This is a genomic window from Candidatus Thiodiazotropha sp. AKAK2 (genome assembly GCF_058244685.1).
Genome location: NZ_JBSYOP010000017.1, coordinates 63,096 through 86,632 on the forward strand (window position 1 = coordinate 63,096; position 23,537 = coordinate 86,632).

The window sequence follows — 23,537 nt, forward strand, 5'->3', positions numbered from 1 at the left end:
CACATACTCACTGAGTGACTGAACCGCCCTGCATAAACGGTCCTGAGTTGCTACTTTCACCGGGTCCGGATTGCCGCCTTGATCTGAAATTGCGTAACAGGGTTAGAGCCGTATCTGAGACCAACATACGACTGACATCTTTCTCAGTGAGTAACATTTGAATCTCTTTGTCCATGAGATCCTGACGATAAGCGAGTTGCTGACGTGCTGGTTCATAGGAAGAGATATTGGGTTCACTGTATCCAGCAATCAATGCACGCCTGGCGGCCATCGCCATCTGTGCAACGTTAGCGATCGCTATTTCTCTCGCTAGGCGAGCCCCAAGGACATCCCGCATTGGTGAGGCTCGAAGTGCTCTCAGTAGTTCCGGAGTCAGAACGGCGGTGGAGCTGGTACCCGATATAGATTGAAGATCATCGTTAGAAGGCATAATACCCGTATTGATGTACTCCTCAATTAGATCTCTGATGGGTTGCTCTTCAATATGAACCTTAGGTAACAAGCCAAGCGCTGGCGAGTTGTTGTCTGCCGTGAGAAACTCATGAGTCACAACAACATCCTCGCCCCCTTCGCCGTGATCACCATCGGAATCTCTGGTATCTGTTGAGCCGATGCCTATGGGTGATATACCTGATGCACTCTCATCAATATCAGGACGTATTTCCCCGATGACTTCAGTCACCCACTTAGCGGCCTCTTCAGGAGTACGCCAATATCTGGCGATCGGATTATTGGCAGCATCTTCATTAGACAGATTAAGGACCGAGCTATTCAATACATTCCGACCAAACTGTAGGTTGTAACCCGCTTTCACCGTATCTGCAACAACCCGTAAGGGGGGTTGGCCATGGCCGCCGGCACGTACACCTCCAATCCAGGTGACGCCCGATGAGCCGTCAACTTGACTCACTTCACGACTGGTTTCTTCCGGGTTTTCATCGTTTCCTGCGTTATCTTCCCATTCCTCAGCTTGAATCGATTTTAGCCAACCTCTTGTTTGGTCCGTATCCGATGCAACACTCGATTGAAACTCTTGGCAAAAGTCCATACCCGTTTTATAAAACCCTTCCATACGTGCCGTAATATTTTCCTGCAGCTGACACGCTAATGGATTCGATCGGCAGAAAATATAACCCGGTAATCCACCGAGCATCGCAGTAAAATAACTGCCAAGTTGCGTGAATGCATCTGAGAAATCATTGATCATTTGCTGAACAGAATAATGAGGGTCGAACTGTCCGCAGGCACCAAACAAGGATGCGCTAATGTCTGCACTAAAGGGAACATAATCTCTGCCACCAAGATCCGTAGGTATATTTAGACCACCACCGATTTCGTAAAAGAGCTCACTTTCACCCGGTGGGGGCATATCAGCACGGACAGCGTTGATGGGAGAAAGCATACAAAGTGTAACAACGATGTATAAGTACTTGTTCATCTGGGTATCCCTACAATAATGTTGATGCTAGTAATCGTTCGATCCAATCACACAAATGGGTGAAAACTCGACTGACCCCAAGAAAATGCCTGCTGTGGGTACACAGCATTTGTATTTACGCCAATATTGCCAGCCAAAGGTGTATTCATCGGTCTGTTTATCATCCGACCAGTCATCAGGTACTTCGATGAAAGACTCACAGTAATTTTGTTGAACGGGCGAGATCATTTGCCAAGCTCTTTCTCTTTCTAAGCCTGGCTCCAGCCAATAAACGTATTGTTGCAATTGACAGGAAAGCCCGTCCCAAAATCCTCCGCTTGAACTACAATCGGCTTGATTGTCTGCACAGGGATCACCACGCATGCGCGTGAGTTCTTCACTACCCGCCCCTTCTCCGCCTGTTTGAACAAGCGAGTTCATATACTCGATGAATTCGGGTGTCACAGACTCAACACTATACGACCACAAGCCCGTCTCCGAATCAGTACCCGCACATTCCAATCCATCAGGACCTGTGTCTGTGCTTGATGGATCACTGACAACATTATCAAGATCTGGATTGATCTTACCGTAGCCAAATGGAATATAGAGATGGGGTAGTTGCCAGGTTTGTAGTGTGATATCGATGGCTCGTTGCGCCATGACGGCTGCCGCTTTTGGCGGGTCGTATGACTTCAGGTAACCGACTCTTGGAAACACACTGCCTCCCATAGGCCAGATTTCACGCATACCTGGTATGTAGCTTTCTGGGTGATGGCCCTCAGAATATGGGTTCCTCCAAGCTGCTGCATCGACTTCTGACATAAAATAGGGAATGGGATCGGATTCCGTGTCACACAGATAGTCCGTTGACTCACTCACGTAAGCGACTGGATTTCCGATAACCTGCACTTCATTAAAGGCAACTGACGATTTTTCTTCACTGTCGTGGTACATGGTTGAATAGACGGTCGCGGACCCATCTGCGTGATCACCTTGGATGCTTCTCAGCGCATCCAGGGCAAATTCTCCATACACATTTCTTGCTTCGGTCCAGGGGTTTTCACCTGGGAGTTTATAGGCGCTAACGATGAGATCAGGTAATCGATGCTGTATTTTTGCCGTCGTTTCAATCTCACAAAATGGGCAGATCCCGACCAACCAAAAGCAAACACCAACAATGCAGTAATCAAGACACTCATCTGCTGTAAAACCTTGAACAAGATCGTCAATGCCAAATTCATCGGATTTGGCCGGGGTAGACACGATCAGTACGAGTATCATGAAGCAGATTATTAGTTTGGATTTCATTCAACGACTCCCTTCTCATCTACATGGGTAGCTGGCTTGAGTTGTTTATCTTCCTCAGGTAGGACATTCCAGCACTCTGTGCATATGCCAACTCGCTTGTCTTTATCCACAACAGCCCATTGAATATCCAGATCCGGAAATAACCGACGCGAAATACCGCACCATATACACTCAATGTCATCTGATGTACCTGTTGACGCTTGATCGTTTTTATTTGATTCCTGAGAAGACATGACGCAGATCCTCTACATGAGTAAAGATGCGCCCATCCGCCCATACGGCAGGCATATTTCCGGGATTAATACTAAGATCGCTGGCCATATGTCGACCACGCCATGACTTAGCCAACATCGTCTTATCTTGATCAGTCATGGACGCGATACGTTGTTTCAATACCATAAGTGCTTTTTTCTGATCGTTGGGTAACGCTTTACCCATTTCATCTTCAATCAGATCCACATCGCTCCAGTAGTGCCACACCAGGTGTAATCTTTCCTCTGCTTGAGTTTTACCCGCCAACGCATATTGCTGATCTCTATCCAATACAAACACATGGGCTTTGATCGTGTCGCTTTCTGCATAAACCGATGAGCAAAACAGCAGCGTCAACAGCATTGAATAAATGATGATCTTCATAGTCTGAATTCCCTTCTACCGGCTTCAATACGTTTAGCGATTTCTATGGCGGCATCCAACTCCTCTGAAAGCCCCAACTCTTTCATGATTTGATGCCGTTGTTGTTTTTCATTTTGCTCGGTTTGAGCAATCGCAAGCGCTAGTGTCGGTGGCACATTACGGAAGAGCGACAGCAGCTTTTTGGACATCACCACACCTTCAACGTATTTGCCGGGTTCTTTTCTGGCCTGTTTCAGCAGCGTTTTCTCTTCTGGCGAAAGATCCTTAAATTTACTGATTTCATCCACCTCATCCTGGTCGGATGAGAGTGCCAGCCACCATTCGGGTTGGTTCAACAGCTGTTTCGATGATTCTGGGATTTGGCGTAGATTTTGTGTGGCGATCCACAACCAACCACCAAATGTTCGCCACATAGCCGAGATTTTATTGATGTAGGGGCCAACCAGAGGATTCTGGATAAGTAAGTGCGCCTCATCGATCAACGTGATATTAGGACGGCCTGAGTATTGATTATGCTCAACTCGATCATTGATACGGCCCATCAATCCGGTCATTGCCAACGCCAATTGTGATTCGTACCCAGTCCGTGCCAGCATACCCAATTCCACGATGGTAACGTCAACATCTGGCCAGTTTTCGCCAGGTCGATTGAAGAGTTGACCATCCCAGTGCTGCGTATACTTTTCCATGGCAACCGCCATTCCAAGCATTTTTTCGCGTTGATTGTGGGTATAGTTACCTTCACCCTGTGATAAATCACGAAATGCTTGTACCACATCTTCCGTTAGCGCTTGACGATCCTCAGCAGCAGCTTTTTTACCCGCTTTGATAATTGCACTACCGATCATAGTGATATCTTCTTGTTTCAAAGCCTCTTCGTCTTGTTTACGGCCGCCTGTGATCATCAGTTTTGCAGCAAGTACGGCTTCACCTAATATATCGCGTTCACTCTGCTCGCTCGCCTGATCAATTTCATCGTCTTTTGCAAGTTCTGTGATGTCAGCAAAGGGTGGTAATGAGATATCTTCGGTTTTTTTGATGTGTTTGTGTAAAACACTAAAACCATGACGCTCAAACCATGCGCCCAATAGTCCAAAGGTGGGTAATGCCGTGATAAGAAAAAGCCTTGGACGGTGCACAGCCATGGTATGCATCAGCATGGAGACAAGAGTTGCTGTTTTTCCTGATCCAGTCGGACCAAGCACTAACATATGAGCATTCTTAGATCGATCCTGACTGTTGAGTGGATCAAAGGTCAGAGGTACACCGATGCGGTTAAATGCGAAAATACCCGGGTGACCTGTTCCAGTGCCGCGACCGAGAAATGGCACGATGCGGGATAAATGGGAATCCCATTGTAATCGACCTCTTCGAATGAACTTACGGTCTACCTTCGGATTCCAAGAAAACGGCAGCATTCTCACATAGGTATCAATCGAGAGAAGATCATCACCGGGTTCTATGGCATCAAACCCTGCAGACGAACACGCCGCAACAACCTTATTGGTATTGAGTTCCAAGTCTTCAATGCTATCGGCGGATAAATAGACACCAGAACAAACAGATATCATCCGATGGCCTTTCGCTATCCAACTTTGTGATAATTTGCACTCTTCTGCAGTCAGTGAGGCATCGGCACCATCACCGATTGAGACCGTCAACAGTTTAGAGATACGCTCATCGATCAGATCTTGAGCATCAAAAACGATTGTGATGGCCAGTATCGAGCCATCTGGCAGACGATCAAAGGGTGATGATTGTCCCCCGGTGGTTTCACGCGTCCATACGCCTGCTCTCGGTTTATGCCGTAGCGGCTGTAAGGTGACAAACCGATTAAACCGATCCCCATGTCGCCAGCAAAAATTAGACTCATCCGCCAAGCTGAGGCGGCCTCTGATGCAGGCTTCACCCAAATCCCATTCAGGGGGTAATTCACCAGTTGCTTCATCTTCCTTTGGATAAGGGTTCTTCTCGATCCATTGATAGGCATCGATTCCATCGCCGGTATACCAGGGTAATAACCAGTCCCTGAGGGACTCACCATCTAACAGGTGGATCTTGACCCCGCCTTCGACTAAAGTCTGACGAAACCGCTCCAGTACACCATTCAGCTCATCCGGATCTACTTTGGAGCCGGGTGCTTTTGTGAGCACACATCTGACCGTTCTTGCTCGGGCACGCCAGGCCGTACCACCGACCATATCGTCACGAAAGATACCTTGTTGCCGAGACGTCAGCTTGAGATGCTCATCCATGATCTCTAACCAGGCCTCAGAGTATGGATGCAATTTTGTATCTTGTAATTCTTCGTTAAAGACTTGTCGATTGGAAGGCGAGTGTTCGACCATGTAGGATCGAAGACGGTGAACTTGTGCGGCAACTGGCTCATCTTGCATGTAGATCTGAAGCAGCCATGCGGGTTCTTTGCCGGGTAAGGCTTGGAGTGCCGTTGTCAGTTTATCGGCCATTTCATCAATGATTTCATCGTTCCTGCCCTCTACGTCTGCTGGAATCAGCTCAAAAACAAGGCCGCGACGCTGACGATCCGCACAGACAAACTGTTGATAATCCGGGTCGTACCAACGAAACGGGACAAAGGAAAGAAACGATTTGGCAGGTAATGTCCTCGAGGCGCGCTTCTTGAGCAGGAGGTCACTGTCTCGAGTTTCAAGCGGTATATCGCCTTTGAGTGGGTATAGACCGATCAATCGTTTGAGAAGCGTAAATCCACCCTCGATCGATTTTTCACGCACGGACGCAAATTCTTCAGCATGCTCGTTTTGAGCATCCTGATCTTGACCGGTAGTCTCATACAATAAATTGCTCACAATATACCTCAGTGGTTTAGCTGTCTTCTGCGTTGTTTGGTTTGTATTCCCATACGTCCATGCCGAGCACGCTATGCATCTCACGTTTCAGGCTTTCGGGTAGTGTGCGTAGCCCTGCCAGTGATTTGCAGATCCTGGATTAATCGACACCGGCCTTATCGGCAATCAGGTTTTGCGTCATATTCATCACCTTAAAGCGTAAGTTCACGCTCAGTGGTAAGGGAATAAAACACGCCTGATGCACCACCAGAATTATCTTGATTTGAGTCTCTTGCAATCGACGTAAAGGCATGATTGTTCCGATGAGTTATTCCTACTGCGTTACGAATGGATTTTTACCGTGTCAATGGCAGTCAACCCAGTTTGAGTAACGGTATGATGGGTTAGGAAATTGGCCTCTAACTCCACCACGACAGCAGAACGAGCTATTCAGACGGCGGTTCGCTCTGGCCACTCACTTCGGCAAGGGACTCATAGTGAGCCAGCTCCGAATCACTGATACCGGTTTCATCGGCACCATTTGGTGATAAAGATTGAGGATTCTTGCCCAACATCTGTATTTCGGTACAGATAATCTCCGTGATGTATCGATCCTCACCGTCTTTTTTATACACACGTGTACGGTTACTCCCCTCGACATAGAGCTGTGAACCTTTTTTGGGGTATTTAGCCGCAATCTCAGCCAGTTGGTTAAAAAGGACCACCCGATGCCACTCGGTTCGTTCTCGTCGTTCGCCGCTCTCCTTATCTTTCCAGGACTCAGTAGTCGCCAATGACACATTGACGACCGGATTGCCTTTTGGCATATACCGGATTTCTGGATCATGGCCTAAATAACCGATCAGTATGACTTTATTGATTGTGCCTCTTGCCATTGATAGCTCCTTGACTCAGTAGTCGAGTAGTGATTGTTCCGTCTCCCGCTTGTCTTGATAGCGCACCCCCCCGGGTGGCCGTGACAGCAGTGGCTGTGTACCGATCTCACCAGGTAACGCGTAGTGAGTGGTTTCGTACATGGGGATACAGCTGGAATATCCCGGTACCGGCAGGCCCTCTTGAGAGAGATGTGGATAGACATAGAAACAGAGATCTGGATTTGGTAATCGAGCGAAGAGATTCCGTGTTTCGTTTGCCGCTGTTCGGGTGTAACCAGACATGTTATAGGTGTCAGGCCTCCCGAGACGGCGAATAGGTCCATTTAACGCACCCCCGCCCCCGATATGCTGATTCAATACCTCACGCATGGTGGGGCCTTCTGAGAGGTCTTTGGGTGGCTGATTGGCACAGCCGATCAGCGAGAGCAGAGCCATCATGGACATCGGTAAAATTAAATTCATCGTGAGCGCTCCTCTTATCAGTCGGTCATGCTGCCGGTTGCCGTGGACAGGTAGGATATTTTTCGGGCCTCTTTCGAGTAGTTGATGGGAATTTCCGCCTGGAGGTGAACCGCTACTTTCATGCCGGCTCGCACAAGCACGGAGTCCCAAATATCGAGATTTCGATTCCGGATGTAGTCGGAAACGCCGTGTGAACCACTGGCGATGGCTTGACCCATGACGTACTTTCCATCATTGCCCGTTACAGCGGTTGTTATGCCACCTGTAGAAGAGACGACACTGGTAGCTTCTTTGTTGGAATAAGCATCCGCAGCACCTGTGGCGAGATCTGCGAGAAACCTGGCCGTTAACGTGCGAGGTGCATTCGTGATGTACTTTCCGGGAATACAGGTCGAACCGTAGTCATCCGTCAAATAACCGATGGATTCTTTGCTACCACCTTTTTTGTTCTTGTCGCTCTTTTTTTCTGGGTAATTGACAATACGACCGTCTTTGAAGACGAAACTCGCCCGTTCCACATAGGCCCTGACACACGAGAGTGTTGCATCACCCCAGACGTGCCCCTCCATAAACATCCCCTCGATCCCGGGAATGTTGTGTCCATTTGCGGCCAGGTTGTCATAGCCGAGCACCACCTTGAAAGGCGCAGGGTCTGTAACGTCGCCTTTGATTGGCACCCGACCGATCATATGCGTTACCGCAGTGGCTTCATTCAAGATGCTGAGATCTGGTAACGTATAGACAGGGGTACCCTTGTCTTCGTTTCGATGACCTCGCGGGTTAGTCAGAGAGACATTGTTGAGGTCCGGTTTATTCATGAATTCGGGAAGCATGCTTTTTACCCCACCCTTCTTATCCACAACCACGTCTAATCCATGGATTCGTTTCGTTGATGTCAGGTCCATGCTGGCGCCGGCAACAGGGTATTTAGGTTGTCGGCCTTGTGTCGACGACTCCGATCGATTGATTTTTGCCATGACTTTTTTTGTTATTTCATCGAGATCAACGTCCGTATCAGAACCACTGTTTTGGCGAGACCGTTTTTTGGCCTTGTCGAGATCTTTTTTGAGTTGGGTATTACTGGCCCTGAGTTGGTTGATTTCTCGCTTGATGAGGTTGAATTCATCCATGGATTCTGTAACAAGCTCATTATTACCCTTAAGTAAATCCTTAAACTCACTCATATCCGTGGATAGCTTATTCAGGGTATGCTCGGGTAAATCCCCATCGGGTGAAACCGCGATCGCATTACCAAATTCAGTATCAATGTTCGAACCACCGGCCCTGTTGGTGGTTTGCTTGTTACTGTTGATATAGAGAATAAACAGAACAACCATTAATACCGTAGCTGCACCCAGTACTGGAAGCGCCTTGTTGCCACTTAGTTTCACGAATACTCTCCTCAGTCTTCTTGGTGAGCACGGTCGATCGAGCGAGAATCAATGCGCACAGCATGGCCATTGATTGACTCTGCGAGCGGTCTCTTGCTAATTAAGAAAAGCGTTGTCGCATCACCCATGCTTCCCAGCGGTTCTAAGTGGTTTCTTTGAAATCGTGCCGCAAGAACCTCACCTCGGATTTCTCGTGGATCCAGGGTAATTGGCCGATCAGTAGTGTTAGTAACCAACAAGGCTGTGACATAATGGGCATCGTTCTGCCAGGCTTTAATGGGTTCTGTGATCACTTTATGTTTTCGAATTAAGTGATGTATTCGGCCCTCAGGTATGGGCGCATTGGTGAGGTTATTGTGTTGGCCAGCTTCTCTTAACCGATGGGGTGCGTAGAGTTGCTTCGCTGAATAACGAAACAGACCGCCAAAACCGATTTTTGGGTATAGGTTGTCAGATACCGTGGCAACCTCCTGCTCCATGCTTTTGTTGTCATCACTTTTAACGGCTCGATTATCCGAGACTAATAATTGAGGCGCAGCATAGTCTTGTTGCACGGCATTTAAGTTGATGAGGTATATCCGGTTACCCCCTTCCTCGCCAACGACAATTCTGACCGAATCAAACGGGCTGCTGGCTTTCCAATAGAGATCGGGTCCGACAATCTGGGTCGAAAGCGTTGCTAAGGATTCAGGGACATCCACATAAATCGGATGATCAAAGGTTATTCTCCGTTCATGTCCTATCGATAATGATATGGGCAGCGGATCTCCACGATAGATCACACGCTCAGGGGTGATCGTTTGCGCAGAAACCGTACTCACCAAAAGCAGGAGCCCTAAGCTGACGATGGATTTAAAAATGGCATACATCATGATTGGCCCTCTTTTACAGCGATACTTTCTGGGTTTTTATAAAATCCGTTTAGTCTGAGTCCAAATCGATTATCATCAATCACAGAAGATTCACTGACTGAAAGATAATACCGAAGCGGTACGGTTTTGATTTCTTGGCCCAAGTACCACTCTTTGACGACATAATCAGCGATGACAAGCCATTCACCAGAACCCAAGGACTGGACTCTTTTTTCGTCATAGTGCATACCGACAAAGGGTTCGATGTGACGAATTCGATTTGCAAGCTCGCCTTTTGTTTTACGGCGATTGAAATCACGGTCTAGGTATCCTTTGTATTCAGGCGTTAACAGAGGAATCAGATTGTCGATGTTTTTACGATAATCGGTCTGCCCTGCTTCAGGCCAGTGTTGTAAATCCTGAAAATACCAAAGCGCAAAGGTGTAGATGGCCGTCTCATCCTTTTGACCGCGTTTGAGTAATGCCCCCTTACTGGGGTCAGGTGGGAGTGACACCTCAATTGTTTCAAGCGCATAGAATGTCGTCGCAATACTGCCACCATTGATAATCAGCAGTAAAAATAACGCCCGACCCAACATTCGGATGGCGGAGGATTGATTATCCGATGGATTCTCAAATGTAAATAATCCATTCTTCATCCTTTATCTCCTTGTAAAGCGGTTCTAAATCCTTCGTAGTACTCAGGTCTATAGATAAATGGCGCCTTTCCAAACCCCATGTTCTGTTTGTAGATCTGCATTTGTTGGAGATAATAGCCTTCCGGTTTACCTCGCTTTACATAGGCCAGTATCCGCATCGTGCCAAATGATCCACCAAGGAATATAACTGCCCCAATCGTGACTCCGATTCCCATTCCAAAAAAAATACCGCTTATTAAACCAAGTACGATACTGGCTACGAGCGATACACCAAAGGCCATCTCCACTTCTTTGGCAGTACAGCTCATAACAACAATCGGAACGCGGTCCATACGATTTGGTGCTAAATCTGGAATTTCTCTCATAGCGTCTATCCGAGGTTAAGAACAACAATGGTCAGTCAACCGACCATTGTTGTTCTTGTGTTTTGTTTAAATACCTGTGTTTGTGAGGTCCGATGCGGTTGATAGTAACCACATGCCTGCAACAACAATCACAACCCCGACAATGATCACCGCACCGACTTCGCCGAGCTCTTTACGACCTTTCATCCAATCAGCAAAAGCACCGATGAGGAAATACGCCGGTACAAATATCAGTAGAATGCCAACGACCCAAATGGCATAAAACATACCTTGTTGGGTGGTACCTGCACTTTGTTCCAATAAATCATCCGCACCACCCGATCCAATATCGGGTAATGCAGGTTGAGTCGCCATGGCTTCTGGTGCTAGAAACAACAGAGAGATCAGAACGAACATCAAAATCACTGAGAAAAGGCTTCCTGGATTTCCAACCATCGAGTTAATGAATTTATTTACATGTGTCATCGTATAAGTCCTCCTGAACGTCTATTGAAGAATAAAAGCAACGACAATGACTAAGAGAATCATGTTTCTCAACAGATACATTGCCATTTCAAAAAAAGTAAAACTTCCTAATACCCACGTTCTGTAATAACCAAGCAATTGAAAGGCAGTCCAAACAAAAAACAAGCTCGCTAGAAAAAACACAATATATTGAGCAATACTGGCCGCACTGGATCCTGCATAGGTTTCAAAAGCCGTAATAACTGAAGCAAGGGTATTGCCCATGAGTTAGCGCCTATAGTTTCCTTTCAGTTTGTTTAGATTCACAGGCCTGTCTTGTGGTGTACTGATGTAGGCCTCGATACCATGCCTGATCGTCAACAAATCCTGGCGCAAATAGTCGTAACGAAATGGATAACGGGCGGCAGGATCGGCCATGCTTTCTGCTTCTTGCAGCAATTGCTCCATGGCATGAACTTCCCAAGCAAGCCTTTGTAATGATGCTTTTTCTCCTGAAGCATCAGCAAACAAAGCACAACTGGGCACCGATAAAAATGCACTCACTAAAATCATCCCAAAACGATTCATCGATTACTCCTTAGAGATATTTTTTAAACCAAGCGGCACCAATCCATAGCGAGATGGAAAAGATCACCGCGAACGGCAGTACTACCAGGTTGGGGTGTATTGAAATCGGAAGGCCCAAGTAAATGACCACCGGTGCGATAATCGATGGTTTAAGCATTCTCATGGCGTGATGCCAGATATAGCCGGACTCTCTCCCTCCTCCAAATCGTCTTAAGTCGCGTTGTAACAGACCATCTGTCAATGCCACGAGGCCAAACGCTATGAAAATCGGTAATGAGAACAGAATTACCACCAACCTGACGGCAAAGACTTGAATCGTCCATAGGGCAGCTCTGAAATAATCGTAAAGGGAACCACTGCCAATAGATCCCAGTATGGCCTGGCCAAAATCTTCACCGTCCCAAACCCAAATGACTTGATAAAACGCTTTACTCGCAGTGAGTGCGATTGAAAGCGGATTACCTAAGGCCTGCTTGAAGTCACTGTTCAGCCAATTCAGCTCTTGAACCAGCACTTGTCTTGCGTGTTGTGACCCACTTAACTCCCACCAGTTGAACGCAATGCCCGCCACTTCAACAACAATATTCAAGATTAGGGCAAGCACCATCCAACCTAAGAGTGAAATGATCAGATTAAAGGTATTACTGATCACGCCAGTCCGACGCTCACGGATCTCTCGTTTTTTGTGCTGAGGATGATTGGACGCGGTTGCTGTACTGGCCATTAGATACCCATCATATCGTTGCTGTGACTGGTGTCGTCAGGTGAGTCACTACCCATCTCAGTCAACGCGCCACTGAAATTAGCGCCAGACGAATGCTGATCATTATTTGAGGTGATTTGCCCTCCTCCCCACCAATCTGGCTCCGCTTTTGCGTACCAATGTTCAGGTGTCGTTGGTTTGTAGGTTTCTCGCATTGCTTGCGCTACCCGCTTAATATCCGACGGGAGATCATCTTTCTCCTTCACAGGCAGCGGTAGACGTAATTTGAGAAGCTTTCCACCCTCTATAAAGGCAAAGGCCTGGCCTTTTGGCAAAGCCGTCAAATCTGCAGGCTCGAGCATCGGCACATCTTGCGTCGTGATGCGATCTTCATTGCGAGATGTAAAGTGAGTATCAGAATCTGGGTCAGAGCTATCATTGACACCACTGACCAACATATGCTGGCTTATTTGTACTGATGGCAGTTGATTCGTCAAAAATTCTGAGGTCTGTTTATTTTTTACACGCAACATTACCAACGTATTAAAGTTGCCTTGAATCACACCAGCTTTATGCACATCACCAATTCCGGCAATAATGTCATCACCGGTTTGCGTGTAACCGGTAAACTGAAATCCGGATCCACCGGCTTTATTGATCATTGGGATGAATTGAGATCCCACAAGCTCATTAAATTCATCACCATGGAGGGCAATTTTGGGTGGAGGAAGTTTTGGATCAGCCTCACCGATATCGGGTAGCTGGGATTCAGTACCATGCTTATAGATTCGGCCTGAGACAGACGTTAAATCGGCAAACATCGAGGCGCCGACCGCTCCCCCGACGATTGCATCGGAAAGACAATCTAAGCCGACATAAACAACAGCTCGCTGCTGTATGACAGAATACCAATCAAAGATGGGGCGTTCATCCTTGAGATCGAAGTAGTTCGGTGCAATGAGTTCTGCGACCTGGCCAGTTGTTAGCTTCTCAAGTAAGGGACCCACAGACGAAATGATCTTGTCGTAGTAGGTTCGATCATATCGAAATGCGCCTAATAGGCCTTCCAAGATAGGATCATAGATTTCTTTCTGTTGCGTGTACCTAAGGATGGCAATCGCCGTATGATTCCGACCTTTAAGCGCTTGCGGAAGCTTCTTTTCGTCAACATTCGATTCAAGCATTGCAACATGCTGTTCCCAACCCTTGTCACCATTCAGGCCCAGTGACATCATTCCATACTCAACCAACAACGGATCGATATTAAAGATGTATCTGGATATCAGGTTGTAATCAGGTCGTTTACCCAAGGCGACAAGTGCGCGAGCAACGATGTTGACAAATCGCCAGGCGAACTCTTTAAAAGCAGCAGAATTACCTTGACTCGGAAGCTGATCAGATATCCGAGTCGCCACCTCTGTGACACGCTCGAAGTTACCTACAGCGTTGTATCTGGCACTGATGTCTGGATATCCGAGATGAAAGATATAGCAAGGCCTGCCGGCCTTGCGTGCTTCAACGAAGGTACGGGTCATCAATTCCGCATCCCCTTTGGGGTCAAAGACAATCACCACATCCCCTCGGTGAATATCCTGAGTAATCAGAATCTCGGCCAAACGAGTCTTTCCAACGCGAGTGGTACCCAGCACCAGGGTGTGCCCTACCCGCTCGGAGAGATCTTGGTATTGATCCCGCTCACCTTCCAGCAGGCCAACCGCATGGATCTCAGGTTTTCCGCCGATATCGGGTCGTGGACGCCGGGGATTGAACGGACTATCCCAGAGTAGTGCATCACCAACGCGTTTCAGTAGCCAAGTAGTCTCCCAGGCGATGGGACGCGACCGTATCCAGGCATTCATACCAGATAGTTGCGTGTACTGATCTCCAAAAAGGCGGATATCTCTCAGTCTCTGAACGTGCATTTGTTTCCATACAAAGCCTCTCCCCAAGAACAACTTTCGTTTAGAAACAGGAATCTTATGACTGGTCAAGGCGTATCGAGGCAATCGAGTCAACCGTTTTCGGTACCGGATGACCTTAAATCCCTGTATAGCGCGCCAGCACCCGGCAAGTATCATCAACCCCCCAGAAGTCATAGCCGTAGTGGGTGTTAACAAGGTGATATAGGGGCTGTAAATCAGAAGACCCCCGATCGGTACAGCTACCATCGCTGTATAGAGCTCCACAGGTGGCCTGAGAAGTGATTGAAGCGGGAAATTGCCTCCTACCGCCATCACATGACCCTCATCAGGTGATAGCTTCTGATTCGACGTACTGATCTCACAGGAAACGCTGGAGCGCCATACAGTTTTAGAACTTTATGGACATACGCTTGTGTTTCAGAATACGGGGGTATGCCATTGTATCGATCAACAGCATTCTCACCGGCATTGTATGCTGCCAAGACAAGGTCTAGCCGGCCATGGAACCTGTTGAACAGAAAACGTAGATATCGCATTCCTCCCTGCAGGTTTTGATAAGGGTCGTAGGAATCCACGACTGCAAATCGCTCAGCAGTGGCCGGCATAAGCTGCATAAGCCCAACCGCGCCTTTCTTAGACACCACAGAAGGCTGCCAGTCTGACTCTACGGTTATCAAAGCGTGAATCAAATCCGCTGATAGGCCGTAGTGTTTAGCAATTGACGTCGCAACGGTTTTGAGTTCCTCTCGCGAGGGGATACTCTGATTCGATGAGACAGACGACGCCCCAAGCATCATCGTCAATGCGAAAATAAATCTTAGTTTTGTAGAGGAGATAAACATCATTCGCCAGACGATGACATTATTTCGCCAACATTCAGAGTTATGAGCTTTTGCCTCACCCGATCAGGATCAATACCGATCTCTCTCGCCCAGGTTTGAATGTCATCGACTGACTCGACGCCAAAGAAGTAAAGATCCACCGGTTTAGACGTCGCCTTTGCCAGGGTTGGTGCTATTCGCTTGTAACAGACAGACTGAATATCGCAGGGAAGCGTGATATTAACCCGCTTTCTTTGGTGCTTTACCTTCTTTGTTTTCGCAAAGGCTGGGGCTCCCTCATAAAGAGGCGCATTCGGATAGAGCTTTGCGTACTCAGCCAAGTAGGCTTTTTCAAAGGCGCGTTCACGCACAAGTCGATCGTGCTCGATGATGGCCAATCGTCGAGCATAGTGTTGACGCTCCTGAACTGACTCAGCATTGATTCCGAGTACCTGCAGTGGACTCAGGTTTGGCGTCCAATTGCCTCGAGGGCCTTTCATGATGCGCTGATATCGCTCAGTCTCGGTCTCACTCAGTCCCCAACCATCAAACCCCATTGCCTCTGCATTAACAGCGGTAGAGTTGAGATTTGATATTTCAACACCGGTTTGTTTGACCTCATCACCATACGCGATCGAAAAAAAAGTGGCGCTCAGGAAGAACGCCAAAGCACGGGTGGAGGTCGAGCAAAATGAAGAGAAATAATTAGTCACGACACTGGCCTCGTTTGTTGTATGCGTGGGGGTAACACCAATAAACACGCTGAGGCCAGGCAACCGTCATATCACGTGAGATGGTTTTACAGTTGTCACTGAGAGAGAGCGGATAAATCTGTTCAGACTTCGTTTCTGATTCTTCGAAACCCAGGAGTTTCAGGCCATTGTGTGGCCCAGATTTGGTGACAATAGGATCGTCTTGGTAGGGATAAGGTAATTCAAATGAAACCATCCTATGAACAGGATCGACAACCAGCAACCAAGGATTCCCTGCAATGATCGCGAGCGATTCTATAACAGAGAAATGCTTGAGAGATCGTTGGTGCTGGGGCAGCCTTGCGTCGAGCAACACACGAATTTCTGGATCCGCGGTAAAGCCCTGCGTCAGGGTGTAGCTGGTACCGGCAAGCAGATCCTTCATTGCACGCTCAACGGTTAGAGAGTCGGGTGCAATACGCCCCATTGGGGCCTCTAGCGGATTGATCTGGCCAGGAGAAGGCGGGGCTTTCCGATAGCCTGTGTACCGAGCGTCACGGTCTGTTACAGCAGCGACGTCATCCAATCCGTGAGACAGGCAATCTTGTGTAACAATTACTGCGAACAACAGCATCAAAACGTTTACTCTCATTGATTCACTCGCATGGCTAAGGTCCAGATATCAAGTCTCGTGGTTAGGCTGCCACAAAAGATCAGAAAAGACGCTGGAAAAAGTTTTTGCGGCAAAAACATTTATTGCAGGCAGAAAAAAGGCCAGCGAAGGGCTGGCCGGGATGGAAATCACGTCAGGCCATGCGAATTAAATTGGCCGTCAGCTCGATTAAAGAAAGGCCTTTGCAAAGGTTCTCGCTACAACCCAGTCGCATTCGATCTGATTTAAGCCGGACAGATCAATCGAGAAGGCACGCTAACTGCGTACAAAGGGTGCCGCGTAAATTCCGGCCACGGCGACCGGCTTTGCTGAAAGAAGACCTATGGTCTTCCCGCATGACCCCAATACAAGATCATCCGGGAAGACCGTAGGACGTAGCTGTAAGGGGCACCGAAGGGTAAAAAACCCTCCGGTGCTTATCGTTGAAGATAACGCTTCACGGGCGTCTTAATAAACCAGGATTATCTTGTCGGAGATACCTGGTATCAACACCCAACCCGAAGGTTCGACCGTATTTTCAGGGTGCGGTTACAGTCTTGGGTGCGGCAAGGCCGCTATGGTGCACCAATATACCGAGGCGCGGCGGTATGAAATCCAGTTCAGTATAACCTTGATATGACAATGCTTGAACCATCTAAAAAAGATATTGATCAATACTGCAAAAAAAAAGCCCGCACTCAAGAGTGTGGGCTTTCTTCAAGGAAACATGATATTTCCAATTGGTTTATGACTCAGACGGCATCTGGATGTTAACAGAATAACTGCCAGGCAATCCTTGTCCGTCTGTCACAGGAGAGTGGCTGTACGCATTACCATTTATGGGGCCACTAGTGGTCTCTGAATGGGCTTGGTCAACTTTATCGGATTCCGAACTCGCTTCCTGCTGATCAGCTGAAACTGCTGCAGGCGTTTGGTCGTCATCCTTCGCTCCTTCAGTATCGGATGGTTGGGGAGCGGAGTAAACAGTTTTTCCATCTACTTTGACCCACATGATCCGAAGTAACCGGCCTTTGAGGGTGACACGCAACTTACCATCCTTTTCGTAAGGTTCGTCTGGGTACATATCACCAATATTGAAACCGGCAAGAACTTTGTGTTCCTTATCATTAATAACATCTTCAAATTCCTGGATGACTTTCTCTGACTCTGCGCCAGTTGCTTTCACATCAAAGAAAACATAAGAAATGGCATCACGAGGACCATGAAAAGCAGAAATTGATACCGCCCAAAACGGTGTGAACCGTTGGCCTGCTTTTGGTTTGACTTCACGGGCTCTGCCCAAATAACCAAGGCCAGTAGTGTGCAGATCAAAATACAGATTGTTGGAAGTGCTCATAGTGAATCTCCTAATTAATCGAAAAAAATCAGAAGACGCACCAATGCCCACAAGGGATGGTTTGTCCCCTGAGGGTTGAGTGATATGGAAAGAACTCCCGCTTTAAAAGCGCCAAGTCTGATGGAGCGATGACTTGGTGGGTGCAGCAGGTGCTGCAGTTGTATCCATATACCGGGATACGTCGGTAAGAAAATCGCTTTACAATTAAATTAGTAGCTGATGACCACAGTATCTGTCAAGCACAAGTTGAAATTCAGTCAATAAATCGTGATGGATTTACTGCATTCCTTCGGCCTACTGAAACGAGATCTAGGTCAGTGAAAAGGTATTGTATGAACTGTTTCAGAATCAGAACACGCTCCTGGCCATGTTGTCGCAGTGCGCTTGGAATCCTGACAAAGGTAGATTGTAGCACCAAGCCGATTGAGATCTGCCGCAGCACACGAATGTCCCTTTTGCTGAAAAGCCCTTTCTCGCTCACCCCTTTGCGCTCGATCCCTAATCGAGCGCCCGCGATCTGAACCAGATTACCCGCTTGTCAGGTCCTGGCGCAGCATTCCAATAGCAAACACCAGATACCTTGGCCCAGGAATTCAACAGTAAAAGTTATTGATCCAATGATGGCCGACAATATTTGCGACAGCGACCATCAAGAAAAACGCGATGAATGTTCCTTGTAGAACATTCAGACTAAACGAGGCTCTTCAGAGCATTCACAGATCGGATCTGCTCCAGAACCTTCTCGAGCCGAGCACGCTTGAAAGCGACGACGCCTGCCACATAGTTAAGCTCGATCCGCCGACGCTCAAATTTCAGCATCTTCTCTCTAAGTTCTTCCGGGCACTGGAGTAACATCTCATCGGATAATTGAGCACGACGGCGATTATTGAGGAGATTGCCTTTACCATCAGTACGGTGATTCCGCCACTTCAGGATATTGTAGGAACGGTCAAACGAGTAAGCGATGTAGTAAGGGGAGACATATTTACCCTGAACCTTTGTGCCTTTAACAACTGGTACACCAACCAGCTCCACGTTAGCTCGATCTCGAAAGATACGTGCCACTTCCATCAAATGCTTAACTTGAGCATCGGCGGCCTCAATCGCGCCTTCGAGCTCTTTAAGTGTACGAAATGGGTATTCTATCAACTCCGCCCAGTCCCTCTGGGACTCAGGATAGATGACATCATTGCCATATCCAGTGATGTTCTTCATTGTGTTGTCCATTGTAGGAGCGATTGTTTGTAACATTTATCTACCTATCGAATACTACTTTAAGTCTTTCTTATTTGTCATTCCCAATCACAAAACCCTTGATGCAGACATCTATGAATTGAAGGGAGGTTCCCTCCCTTACCCTTAAAGGGAGGGAGTTCTAATTGGTCATGGCCTTCCTGTTATCAAGTCGGTCATGGTTTTCCGGCAAATTCTCTTCGGTCTTTGCTGCAGGCATCCGGTAGCTGTAGTAACGGGCGGAGAAGGCTGCCACAGGTTTTGGGGTAAATTCCGGTCTCTTCAGACCTCTGAGAATAGCATCAGACACTTGGCCTCGCTTTGCTACAGTCTCTTTCGCTTTAGCATTGCCCTGAAGCAGATCGTTTGTAGTTAGGCCAGAGAATTTGTAGCCAAATGCCGATTCAAAGGCACCTCGAACCGCACGGCCACCCTTGTGAATCAATCGAAAGGCCTCTTTATCTGCCAATCGACCTACATGTTGCGCCTGCATCGCCAGTCGTACCAGCCGATCGTACTCACTGAGCAAACTGGCGCCGATGTATGAATAGGGTGTCGAAAATCGAATTTCGACGATAAGCGGTTCAATGCTATGAGCTTCAGAATGACTAAGACCTGGCGCAGACACCAATGACTGATCAGCCGTCTGGGTCAGCTCCTCAATAAGCGCTTTTTGACGTTTCAGTGTTTCCTCGACCTGGAGCAGTTTTTCCCATGCCCAAGGGCAGTCTTTTACTGCGCCATGCCAGACTGCCGTCAGTAGTGAGCCAAATCCACGCAGCCCAATGATCCGATCTTTTTTCTCTTTTTCGCGACGCCCATTGAAGAGCAGCTGGCTCTGCAGCGTCTCCAACTTCAGAGTTGAGCTCGCCTGCAGTCGACCCACTCGGGCTTTGTCCAGTTTGTCTGCATCAATGGTCTGCAGTGTGGTTGGGGACTGTGGATCTTGTTTACTAGCATCTACCATGATCATTGCTCCTAATTTCGGTCGTTCAACTACGTCTTATCATGAAAACTGCGCCAGGTATCCGAGAAAAGATTCCAAGCGGCTGTCTTTTGTCGCAGTTGGATTACTGGGCCAAATTTCTATCATCTGTCTCTCTGTAAACCTTCCATGGATCCTGTCCCAGTCTTTTCTCGAGTAGCTGTCGCAGACCTTCAGGTGGGGTTCTTTCTCCTCTCAATGTCAGATAGAAATGGGTACGAGTGAACCCTGCCTCATTGGCCGTTTCCTCCACGCCTCTTCCCGCCAGTTTAAGCAGGAACGGTACGCTCATCTCCATCGGCACGCCTTTTTCGGCATGGATTTGGAGCAGCTGCTGTATGTTCTCCATCGCTGTTAACATTGATATCATCGATTCAATAAAACCGACTTCTGAGACAACTCAGGTGGAGCGTCGGACCCAAAATCAGCAGACTGTGAGCCATCGGGCATCTACTGCAGTCTGTCCTGTCACCGGTGGTACCTTTTGTACGCACGCCTAAATGTGAGTCTCTACGCACACCCGGCGCCGCTCTGAAGCCAAGAATTCGGAGCACCTCCTGCCATGGCCACGGCAGGGGCTGTCGCTCTGTTTGGCGACCAGGACAGCCTCACCAGTCCGTCGCTCCACCTGAGTTGTCTCAATGTGCGAGTCATTCCAACGCTCCCTTCTCGGCTACCAGCTGCTCCAGGCCATCCAGTCGCAACCGAAATTCCCGCACGGCGGGTATACCCCAGAACCGCTCTTTGAGCAGGTCATGTTCGATGAGTTTTTTACGGGCCTGATCGACCTGGTACCGGGAGAGTCCCAGGGACTGTTGGATATCTGCCATTTTGAGATGGAAGAAGTAACCCTGGGCTTCGGACTGTTTATCGAGTTCCAGTAACCAGCCAAACAAAGCTGTTGCATCATGGCCAAGGAGATGCGCCAATTCGTGGTAATACTGAAACTCACTCTGTACTTCCAGGTCTTCTTGTGGGTAGAAGTATTGGTAGTAGGATTTAGGTGGAAAATCCCTGATATCAACTTGTAACTCTCCGTTGTCCATCAAGAGCTTTTTGGCCCCATCCAATCGATGTCTTTTCAGCCCGGACAATCCTTCCCACTGATCTGCTGTCAAAACCCATTCACCAGTATCAGATTTCGAAGATTGATACATAGCTACTCCACGAACAATTGCCAATGCCAAGTTGTTATCTTGGAGAATCTTTACGGTGTAATTTACAGAGATAAGCTCCAAGAGAATGCAGACTTGAATCTGAAATTCAGGATTTCCAAATCTAGCAATTTCATCTTTTCGTTTACTCGGATGACAGTCGCTTCGCTTCTTCAGCAAGCTGAATGGAATCTTCATACCCATACTTTGTGCCATAGTGTTGTTATCTCTCACTCTTGCCCACAATGGGCAAGTTTGTTAATTACCTACGTCATTAGGTCGGTGACATAGCTATTATGTTGATAATTCACATACTGGCCCACGGTGGGCCAGCTTGTTAATTTTCTGCAATTTGCTGCATCTCTTCGGTCAACGCCTGCAATGCAGTCTCCTCCCGTTGGAGCGATTGCGACAGCTGCTGATGAAGCGCTGGGTTCTTACCGGCACTGTGACCATCCATCAGAGTTTTCAACGATCCGATTCTGGATTTCACTTCCCGCAGTTGCGTTTCGAGATCGTTCTTCTGCACCCTCGCTGAAATGTCGCCTGACGGTTTTCGGTAATCGCGAGTAGAGGCAGAGGTCAGTACCTCCTCGCCCTCCTGATGTTTTTTGATCAGCCAGAACATGTACTTGACCGGATCCTCAAGATCAGGTTGATGGCAATCCATCATCCGTCCGGTGAGTTGATTGATGAGCGGCTGCTGATCCTGGCCCTCTACGAGACTCAATCTGCGTAAAATCAAGGCCCGTTCACTGTCGTTGAGCTCTGACATCAGCAAAGTTGGCCAGAAAAGCTCAGCATCTGAAGTTTTTCGATTCTCGCCCGTTGTAGTAGTAGTTGTATTAAAACTACTACTACTACAATACTCTTCAGTTTTTGAAGTCAGGGATTTTTGGCTCTTCAAAAACTGAAGTCTGGGTTCAGAATCCTGCCCTCCTGTACCTGACTTCAGTTTTTGAAGTCTGGCTTCTGTCGGTAATTCCTCCTCATCGAGGGTGCTAATCTTGTTGGAATATGCAACAGCGTGATAGGTAACCTTCTCGATTTTACCTTGCTGGAATTGCCTAAGATTCTCATGGGACTCTTCACGGATTTCCTGTTTTTCCGTCGGCGACAGACTGCGTACTGATCGCTTTCCATCAGCGACCAGATCGCTAAACAGGTCAATCCCGTCCTGGACCGATTTCGCTATGTGGACCACCGCCGGATGGTGATGAGAATGCATGCGCTTTACAAAACCCAAATATCTTGTATCTCTTTTTATGACGGTCTGCAGACATTCGGGTTCGTCGCAGATGTCGTAGGCTGTCCGGACAATTCGGCCACCGTCGTCGCGGATATCTCCGACCTTGATGATCCATCGGGTAAGTCGAAGGATGCTGATCGCTCGGGAGACAGTCGCATCGGAGCCGATATTGGCCATGCGTTTGATCTCTCGGTAGGTCGGCATGGCCATCTTGGATACCTCGCTCATCTGCGTCCGAAAGACGCAAAGGACATTCCGATCCGTCGCTTTAAGCGTCGGGTCGATAAATATCCCCGTGGGGAGTGCCTGATGGGGTATTCCAGAATGCCTAACCGACAGATCAACACGATCATCAGCCATGGGTGATCTCCTTGAGCTCATTGCAATACCAAAACCATATTTCTGAAAGGGTTGTGCCACTGACCGTTGCCAGTGCCAGCCAGTCTTGCGCGGACTGTGGGGTTGAGCGATCGCTACCGATGACCTCATACCAGGCCTGAGCGATGTGGTCACCGATATCGTCTGCCGGCAGTGGGGGGCGCCCACGAGACTGAAGGTTGGTCAACCCGGCGAGGCGCCGTTCAAAATGGAAAGCTTCCCGCGTCCAGCCATACAGCTCGCGAATCATCGGGAAAGGGGCGCCCCTGATAATCAATTGGCGTGCTTGTGCTTGGGCTTCCATATGTTTCTCTTCTATCTGCAGATGCATATCCAACACCTGGTTATCCAGGCGAAATTTGACGAAATTACCCATTCGAGTGAGCAGCCGGTGAAAGGACTCGCTCGACAGACCCCTAACTCTGATCAATAGATCCAGATCAATCCCCAGTCTTTCCAAACTCTCTGCCTCGCCTCTGCTGTGATACCGAAACAACATCTCAAAAGCCGCTCTTGACAGGCTGATGTCGTCGATTGTGTTGTTAGATTCCATGTGATGACCCA

The 23,537-nt window shown here is 48.1% G+C and carries 27 protein-coding genes; all 27 read right to left on the bottom strand.

Annotated features, from left to right (window positions below; genetic code table 11):
* Positions 1-7 precede the first annotated feature (7 nt).
* Complete coding sequence (locus AC4IE8_RS06120; protein WP_490777378.1) at positions 8-1,438, bottom strand: hypothetical protein; 1,431 nt, start codon at positions 1,436-1,438, stop codon at positions 8-10.
* A 27-nt stretch (positions 1,439-1,465) separates the two neighbouring features.
* On the bottom strand, positions 1,466-2,728 hold the full coding sequence (locus tag AC4IE8_RS06125; RefSeq protein ID WP_490777379.1) for a TraU family protein: 1,263 nt from the start codon (positions 2,726-2,728) through the stop codon (positions 1,466-1,468).
* Complete coding sequence (locus AC4IE8_RS06130; protein WP_490777380.1) at positions 2,725-2,961, bottom strand: hypothetical protein; 237 nt, start codon at positions 2,959-2,961, stop codon at positions 2,725-2,727. Before AC4IE8_RS06130 ends, AC4IE8_RS06125 begins: the two co-directional genes overlap by 4 nt.
* Positions 2,939-3,364, bottom strand: coding sequence for a hypothetical protein (locus AC4IE8_RS06135; protein WP_490777381.1), 426 nt, complete (start codon positions 3,362-3,364; stop codon positions 2,939-2,941). The genes AC4IE8_RS06130 and AC4IE8_RS06135 overlap by 23 nt, the downstream gene beginning before the upstream one ends.
* Positions 3,361-6,192 carry a conjugative transfer ATPase gene (locus AC4IE8_RS06140; protein ID WP_490777382.1) on the bottom strand — a complete coding sequence of 944 codons (2,832 nt, stop codon included), beginning with the start codon at positions 6,190-6,192 and terminating at the stop codon, positions 3,361-3,363. The genes AC4IE8_RS06135 and AC4IE8_RS06140 overlap by 4 nt, the downstream gene beginning before the upstream one ends.
* Before the next feature lie 139 nt (positions 6,193-6,331).
* Positions 6,332-6,484: a hypothetical protein gene (locus AC4IE8_RS06145; RefSeq protein ID WP_490777383.1), complete on the bottom strand. Its 153-nt coding sequence runs from the start codon at positions 6,482-6,484 to the stop codon at positions 6,332-6,334.
* A 133-nt stretch (positions 6,485-6,617) separates the two neighbouring features.
* Complete coding sequence (gene ssb / locus AC4IE8_RS06150) at positions 6,618-7,067, bottom strand: single-stranded DNA-binding protein (RefSeq protein ID WP_068995010.1); 450 nt, start codon at positions 7,065-7,067, stop codon at positions 6,618-6,620.
* Positions 7,068-7,082: 15 nt separating this feature from the next.
* Positions 7,083-7,529 (bottom strand): TIGR03751 family conjugal transfer lipoprotein, encoded by a 447-nt coding sequence (locus AC4IE8_RS06155; protein ID WP_490777384.1) that lies wholly within the window; start codon positions 7,527-7,529, stop codon positions 7,083-7,085.
* Positions 7,530-7,546: 17 nt separating this feature from the next.
* Positions 7,547-8,920, bottom strand: a complete 1,374-nt coding sequence (locus AC4IE8_RS06160; RefSeq protein ID WP_490777385.1) for a TIGR03752 family integrating conjugative element protein — start codon at positions 8,918-8,920, stop codon at positions 7,547-7,549.
* A gap of 11 nt (positions 8,921-8,931) precedes the next feature.
* The gene (locus tag AC4IE8_RS06165; protein WP_490777386.1) at positions 8,932-9,792 is read right to left on the bottom strand and encodes a TIGR03749 family integrating conjugative element protein; all 861 of its coding nucleotides are present in this window, start codon (positions 9,790-9,792) and stop codon (positions 8,932-8,934) included.
* Positions 9,789-10,430 carry a PFL_4703 family integrating conjugative element protein gene (locus AC4IE8_RS06170; RefSeq protein WP_490777387.1) on the bottom strand — a complete coding sequence of 214 codons (642 nt, stop codon included), beginning with the start codon at positions 10,428-10,430 and terminating at the stop codon, positions 9,789-9,791. Before AC4IE8_RS06170 ends, AC4IE8_RS06165 begins: the two co-directional genes overlap by 4 nt.
* Positions 10,427-10,795 carry a DUF3487 family protein gene (locus tag AC4IE8_RS06175; protein ID WP_083226240.1) on the bottom strand — a complete coding sequence of 123 codons (369 nt, stop codon included), beginning with the start codon at positions 10,793-10,795 and terminating at the stop codon, positions 10,427-10,429. Before AC4IE8_RS06175 ends, AC4IE8_RS06170 begins: the two co-directional genes overlap by 4 nt.
* 66 nt (positions 10,796-10,861) lie before the next feature.
* Positions 10,862-11,260, bottom strand: coding sequence for a DUF2976 domain-containing protein (locus AC4IE8_RS06180; protein WP_490777388.1), 399 nt, complete (start codon positions 11,258-11,260; stop codon positions 10,862-10,864).
* A gap of 21 nt (positions 11,261-11,281) precedes the next feature.
* A complete protein-coding gene (locus tag AC4IE8_RS06185; RefSeq protein ID WP_490777389.1) occupies positions 11,282-11,524 on the bottom strand; it encodes a DUF3262 family protein in 243 nt (80 codons plus the stop codon).
* A 3-nt stretch (positions 11,525-11,527) separates the two neighbouring features.
* The gene (locus AC4IE8_RS06190; protein WP_068995018.1) at positions 11,528-11,827 is read right to left on the bottom strand and encodes an integrative conjugative element protein, RAQPRD family; all 300 of its coding nucleotides are present in this window, start codon (positions 11,825-11,827) and stop codon (positions 11,528-11,530) included.
* 10 nt (positions 11,828-11,837) lie between these two features.
* Entirely contained in the window at positions 11,838-12,551 is a 714-nt protein-coding gene (locus AC4IE8_RS06195; protein WP_490777390.1) for a TIGR03747 family integrating conjugative element membrane protein, read from the bottom strand.
* A complete protein-coding gene (traD, locus tag AC4IE8_RS06200; protein WP_490790662.1) occupies positions 12,551-14,764 on the bottom strand; it encodes a type IV conjugative transfer system coupling protein TraD in 2,214 nt (737 codons plus the stop codon). The genes AC4IE8_RS06195 and traD overlap by 1 nt, the downstream gene beginning before the upstream one ends.
* A complete protein-coding gene (locus tag AC4IE8_RS06205) occupies positions 14,764-15,297 on the bottom strand; it encodes a lytic transglycosylase domain-containing protein (RefSeq protein ID WP_490777391.1) in 534 nt (177 codons plus the stop codon). The genes traD and AC4IE8_RS06205 overlap by 1 nt, the downstream gene beginning before the upstream one ends.
* Positions 15,294-16,049 (bottom strand): TIGR03759 family integrating conjugative element protein, encoded by a 756-nt coding sequence (locus AC4IE8_RS06210; RefSeq protein ID WP_490790567.1) that lies wholly within the window; start codon positions 16,047-16,049, stop codon positions 15,294-15,296. Before AC4IE8_RS06210 ends, AC4IE8_RS06205 begins: the two co-directional genes overlap by 4 nt.
* On the bottom strand, positions 15,979-16,452 hold the full coding sequence (locus AC4IE8_RS06215; RefSeq protein WP_490790568.1) for a hypothetical protein: 474 nt from the start codon (positions 16,450-16,452) through the stop codon (positions 15,979-15,981). Before AC4IE8_RS06215 ends, AC4IE8_RS06210 begins: the two co-directional genes overlap by 71 nt.
* 910 nt (positions 16,453-17,362) lie before the next feature.
* The gene (locus AC4IE8_RS06220; RefSeq protein WP_068995023.1) at positions 17,363-17,974 is read right to left on the bottom strand and encodes a DUF3577 domain-containing protein; all 612 of its coding nucleotides are present in this window, start codon (positions 17,972-17,974) and stop codon (positions 17,363-17,365) included.
* 690 nt (positions 17,975-18,664) lie between these two features.
* On the bottom strand, positions 18,665-19,189 hold the full coding sequence (locus tag AC4IE8_RS06225; protein WP_490777394.1) for a hypothetical protein: 525 nt from the start codon (positions 19,187-19,189) through the stop codon (positions 18,665-18,667).
* Positions 19,190-19,349: 160 nt separating this feature from the next.
* Positions 19,350-20,174, bottom strand: a complete 825-nt coding sequence (locus AC4IE8_RS06230) for a PFL_4669 family integrating conjugative element protein (RefSeq protein WP_490777395.1) — start codon at positions 20,172-20,174, stop codon at positions 19,350-19,352.
* Positions 20,175-20,277: 103 nt separating this feature from the next.
* Positions 20,278-20,541 (bottom strand): hypothetical protein, encoded by a 264-nt coding sequence (locus tag AC4IE8_RS06235; protein WP_490790569.1) that lies wholly within the window; start codon positions 20,539-20,541, stop codon positions 20,278-20,280.
* Between the two features lie 301 nt (positions 20,542-20,842).
* Positions 20,843-21,310 (bottom strand): hypothetical protein, encoded by a 468-nt coding sequence (locus AC4IE8_RS06240; RefSeq protein WP_490790570.1) that lies wholly within the window; start codon positions 21,308-21,310, stop codon positions 20,843-20,845.
* Positions 21,311-21,683: 373 nt separating this feature from the next.
* Positions 21,684-22,955 (bottom strand): hypothetical protein, encoded by a 1,272-nt coding sequence (locus tag AC4IE8_RS06245; RefSeq protein WP_490777398.1) that lies wholly within the window; start codon positions 22,953-22,955, stop codon positions 21,684-21,686.
* Positions 22,948-23,526, bottom strand: a complete 579-nt coding sequence (locus AC4IE8_RS06250; RefSeq protein ID WP_490790571.1) for an STY4526/YPO1902 family pathogenicity island replication protein — start codon at positions 23,524-23,526, stop codon at positions 22,948-22,950. The genes AC4IE8_RS06245 and AC4IE8_RS06250 overlap by 8 nt, the downstream gene beginning before the upstream one ends.
* Positions 23,527-23,537: the final 11 nt, after the last annotated feature.

What these genes read in the sequence shown, in the direction of transcription:
- AC4IE8_RS06235 (WP_490790569.1), bottom strand. Translation starts at nt 20,541, where the DNA reads ATGGAGAACATACAGCAGCTGCTCCAAATCCATGCCGAAAAAGGCGTG.
- AC4IE8_RS06135 (WP_490777381.1), bottom strand. Translation starts at nt 3,364, where the DNA reads ATGAAGATCATCATTTATTCAATGCTGTTGACGCTGCTGTTTTGCTCA.
- AC4IE8_RS06120 (WP_490777378.1), bottom strand. Translation starts at nt 1,438, where the DNA reads ATGAACAAGTACTTATACATCGTTGTTACACTTTGTATGCTTTCTCCC.
- AC4IE8_RS06195 (WP_490777390.1), bottom strand. Translation starts at nt 12,551, where the DNA reads ATGGCCAGTACAGCAACCGCGTCCAATCATCCTCAGCACAAAAAACGA.
- AC4IE8_RS06205 (WP_490777391.1), bottom strand. Translation starts at nt 15,297, where the DNA reads ATGATGTTTATCTCCTCTACAAAACTAAGATTTATTTTCGCATTGACG.
- AC4IE8_RS06180 (WP_490777388.1), bottom strand. Translation starts at nt 11,260, where the DNA reads ATGACACATGTAAATAAATTCATTAACTCGATGGTTGGAAATCCAGGA.
- AC4IE8_RS06165 (WP_490777386.1), bottom strand. Translation starts at nt 9,792, where the DNA reads ATGATGTATGCCATTTTTAAATCCATCGTCAGCTTAGGGCTCCTGCTT.
- AC4IE8_RS06185 (WP_490777389.1), bottom strand. Translation starts at nt 11,524, where the DNA reads ATGGGCAATACCCTTGCTTCAGTTATTACGGCTTTTGAAACCTATGCA.
- AC4IE8_RS06125 (WP_490777379.1), bottom strand. Translation starts at nt 2,728, where the DNA reads ATGAAATCCAAACTAATAATCTGCTTCATGATACTCGTACTGATCGTG.
- AC4IE8_RS06220 (WP_068995023.1), bottom strand. Translation starts at nt 17,974, where the DNA reads ATGAGCACTTCCAACAATCTGTATTTTGATCTGCACACTACTGGCCTT.
- AC4IE8_RS06230 (WP_490777395.1), bottom strand. Translation starts at nt 20,174, where the DNA reads ATGGTAGATGCTAGTAAACAAGATCCACAGTCCCCAACCACACTGCAG.
- AC4IE8_RS06170 (WP_490777387.1), bottom strand. Translation starts at nt 10,430, where the DNA reads ATGAAGAATGGATTATTTACATTTGAGAATCCATCGGATAATCAATCC.
- AC4IE8_RS06215 (WP_490790568.1), bottom strand. Translation starts at nt 16,452, where the DNA reads ATGGGGCGTATTGCACCCGACTCTCTAACCGTTGAGCGTGCAATGAAG.
- AC4IE8_RS06225 (WP_490777394.1), bottom strand. Translation starts at nt 19,189, where the DNA reads ATGAAGAACATCACTGGATATGGCAATGATGTCATCTATCCTGAGTCC.
- ssb (WP_068995010.1), bottom strand. Translation starts at nt 7,067, where the DNA reads ATGGCAAGAGGCACAATCAATAAAGTCATACTGATCGGTTATTTAGGC.
- AC4IE8_RS06145 (WP_490777383.1), bottom strand. Translation starts at nt 6,484, where the DNA reads ATGCCTTTACGTCGATTGCAAGAGACTCAAATCAAGATAATTCTGGTG.
- AC4IE8_RS06155 (WP_490777384.1), bottom strand. Translation starts at nt 7,529, where the DNA reads ATGAATTTAATTTTACCGATGTCCATGATGGCTCTGCTCTCGCTGATC.
- AC4IE8_RS06175 (WP_083226240.1), bottom strand. Translation starts at nt 10,795, where the DNA reads ATGAGAGAAATTCCAGATTTAGCACCAAATCGTATGGACCGCGTTCCG.
- AC4IE8_RS06130 (WP_490777380.1), bottom strand. Translation starts at nt 2,961, where the DNA reads ATGTCTTCTCAGGAATCAAATAAAAACGATCAAGCGTCAACAGGTACA.
- traD (WP_490790662.1), bottom strand. Translation starts at nt 14,764, where the DNA reads ATGGCGGTAGGAGGCAATTTCCCGCTTCAATCACTTCTCAGGCCACCT.
- AC4IE8_RS06250 (WP_490790571.1), bottom strand. Translation starts at nt 23,526, where the DNA reads ATGGAATCTAACAACACAATCGACGACATCAGCCTGTCAAGAGCGGCT.
- AC4IE8_RS06190 (WP_068995018.1), bottom strand. Translation starts at nt 11,827, where the DNA reads ATGAATCGTTTTGGGATGATTTTAGTGAGTGCATTTTTATCGGTGCCC.
- AC4IE8_RS06245 (WP_490777398.1), bottom strand. Translation starts at nt 22,955, where the DNA reads ATGGCTGATGATCGTGTTGATCTGTCGGTTAGGCATTCTGGAATACCC.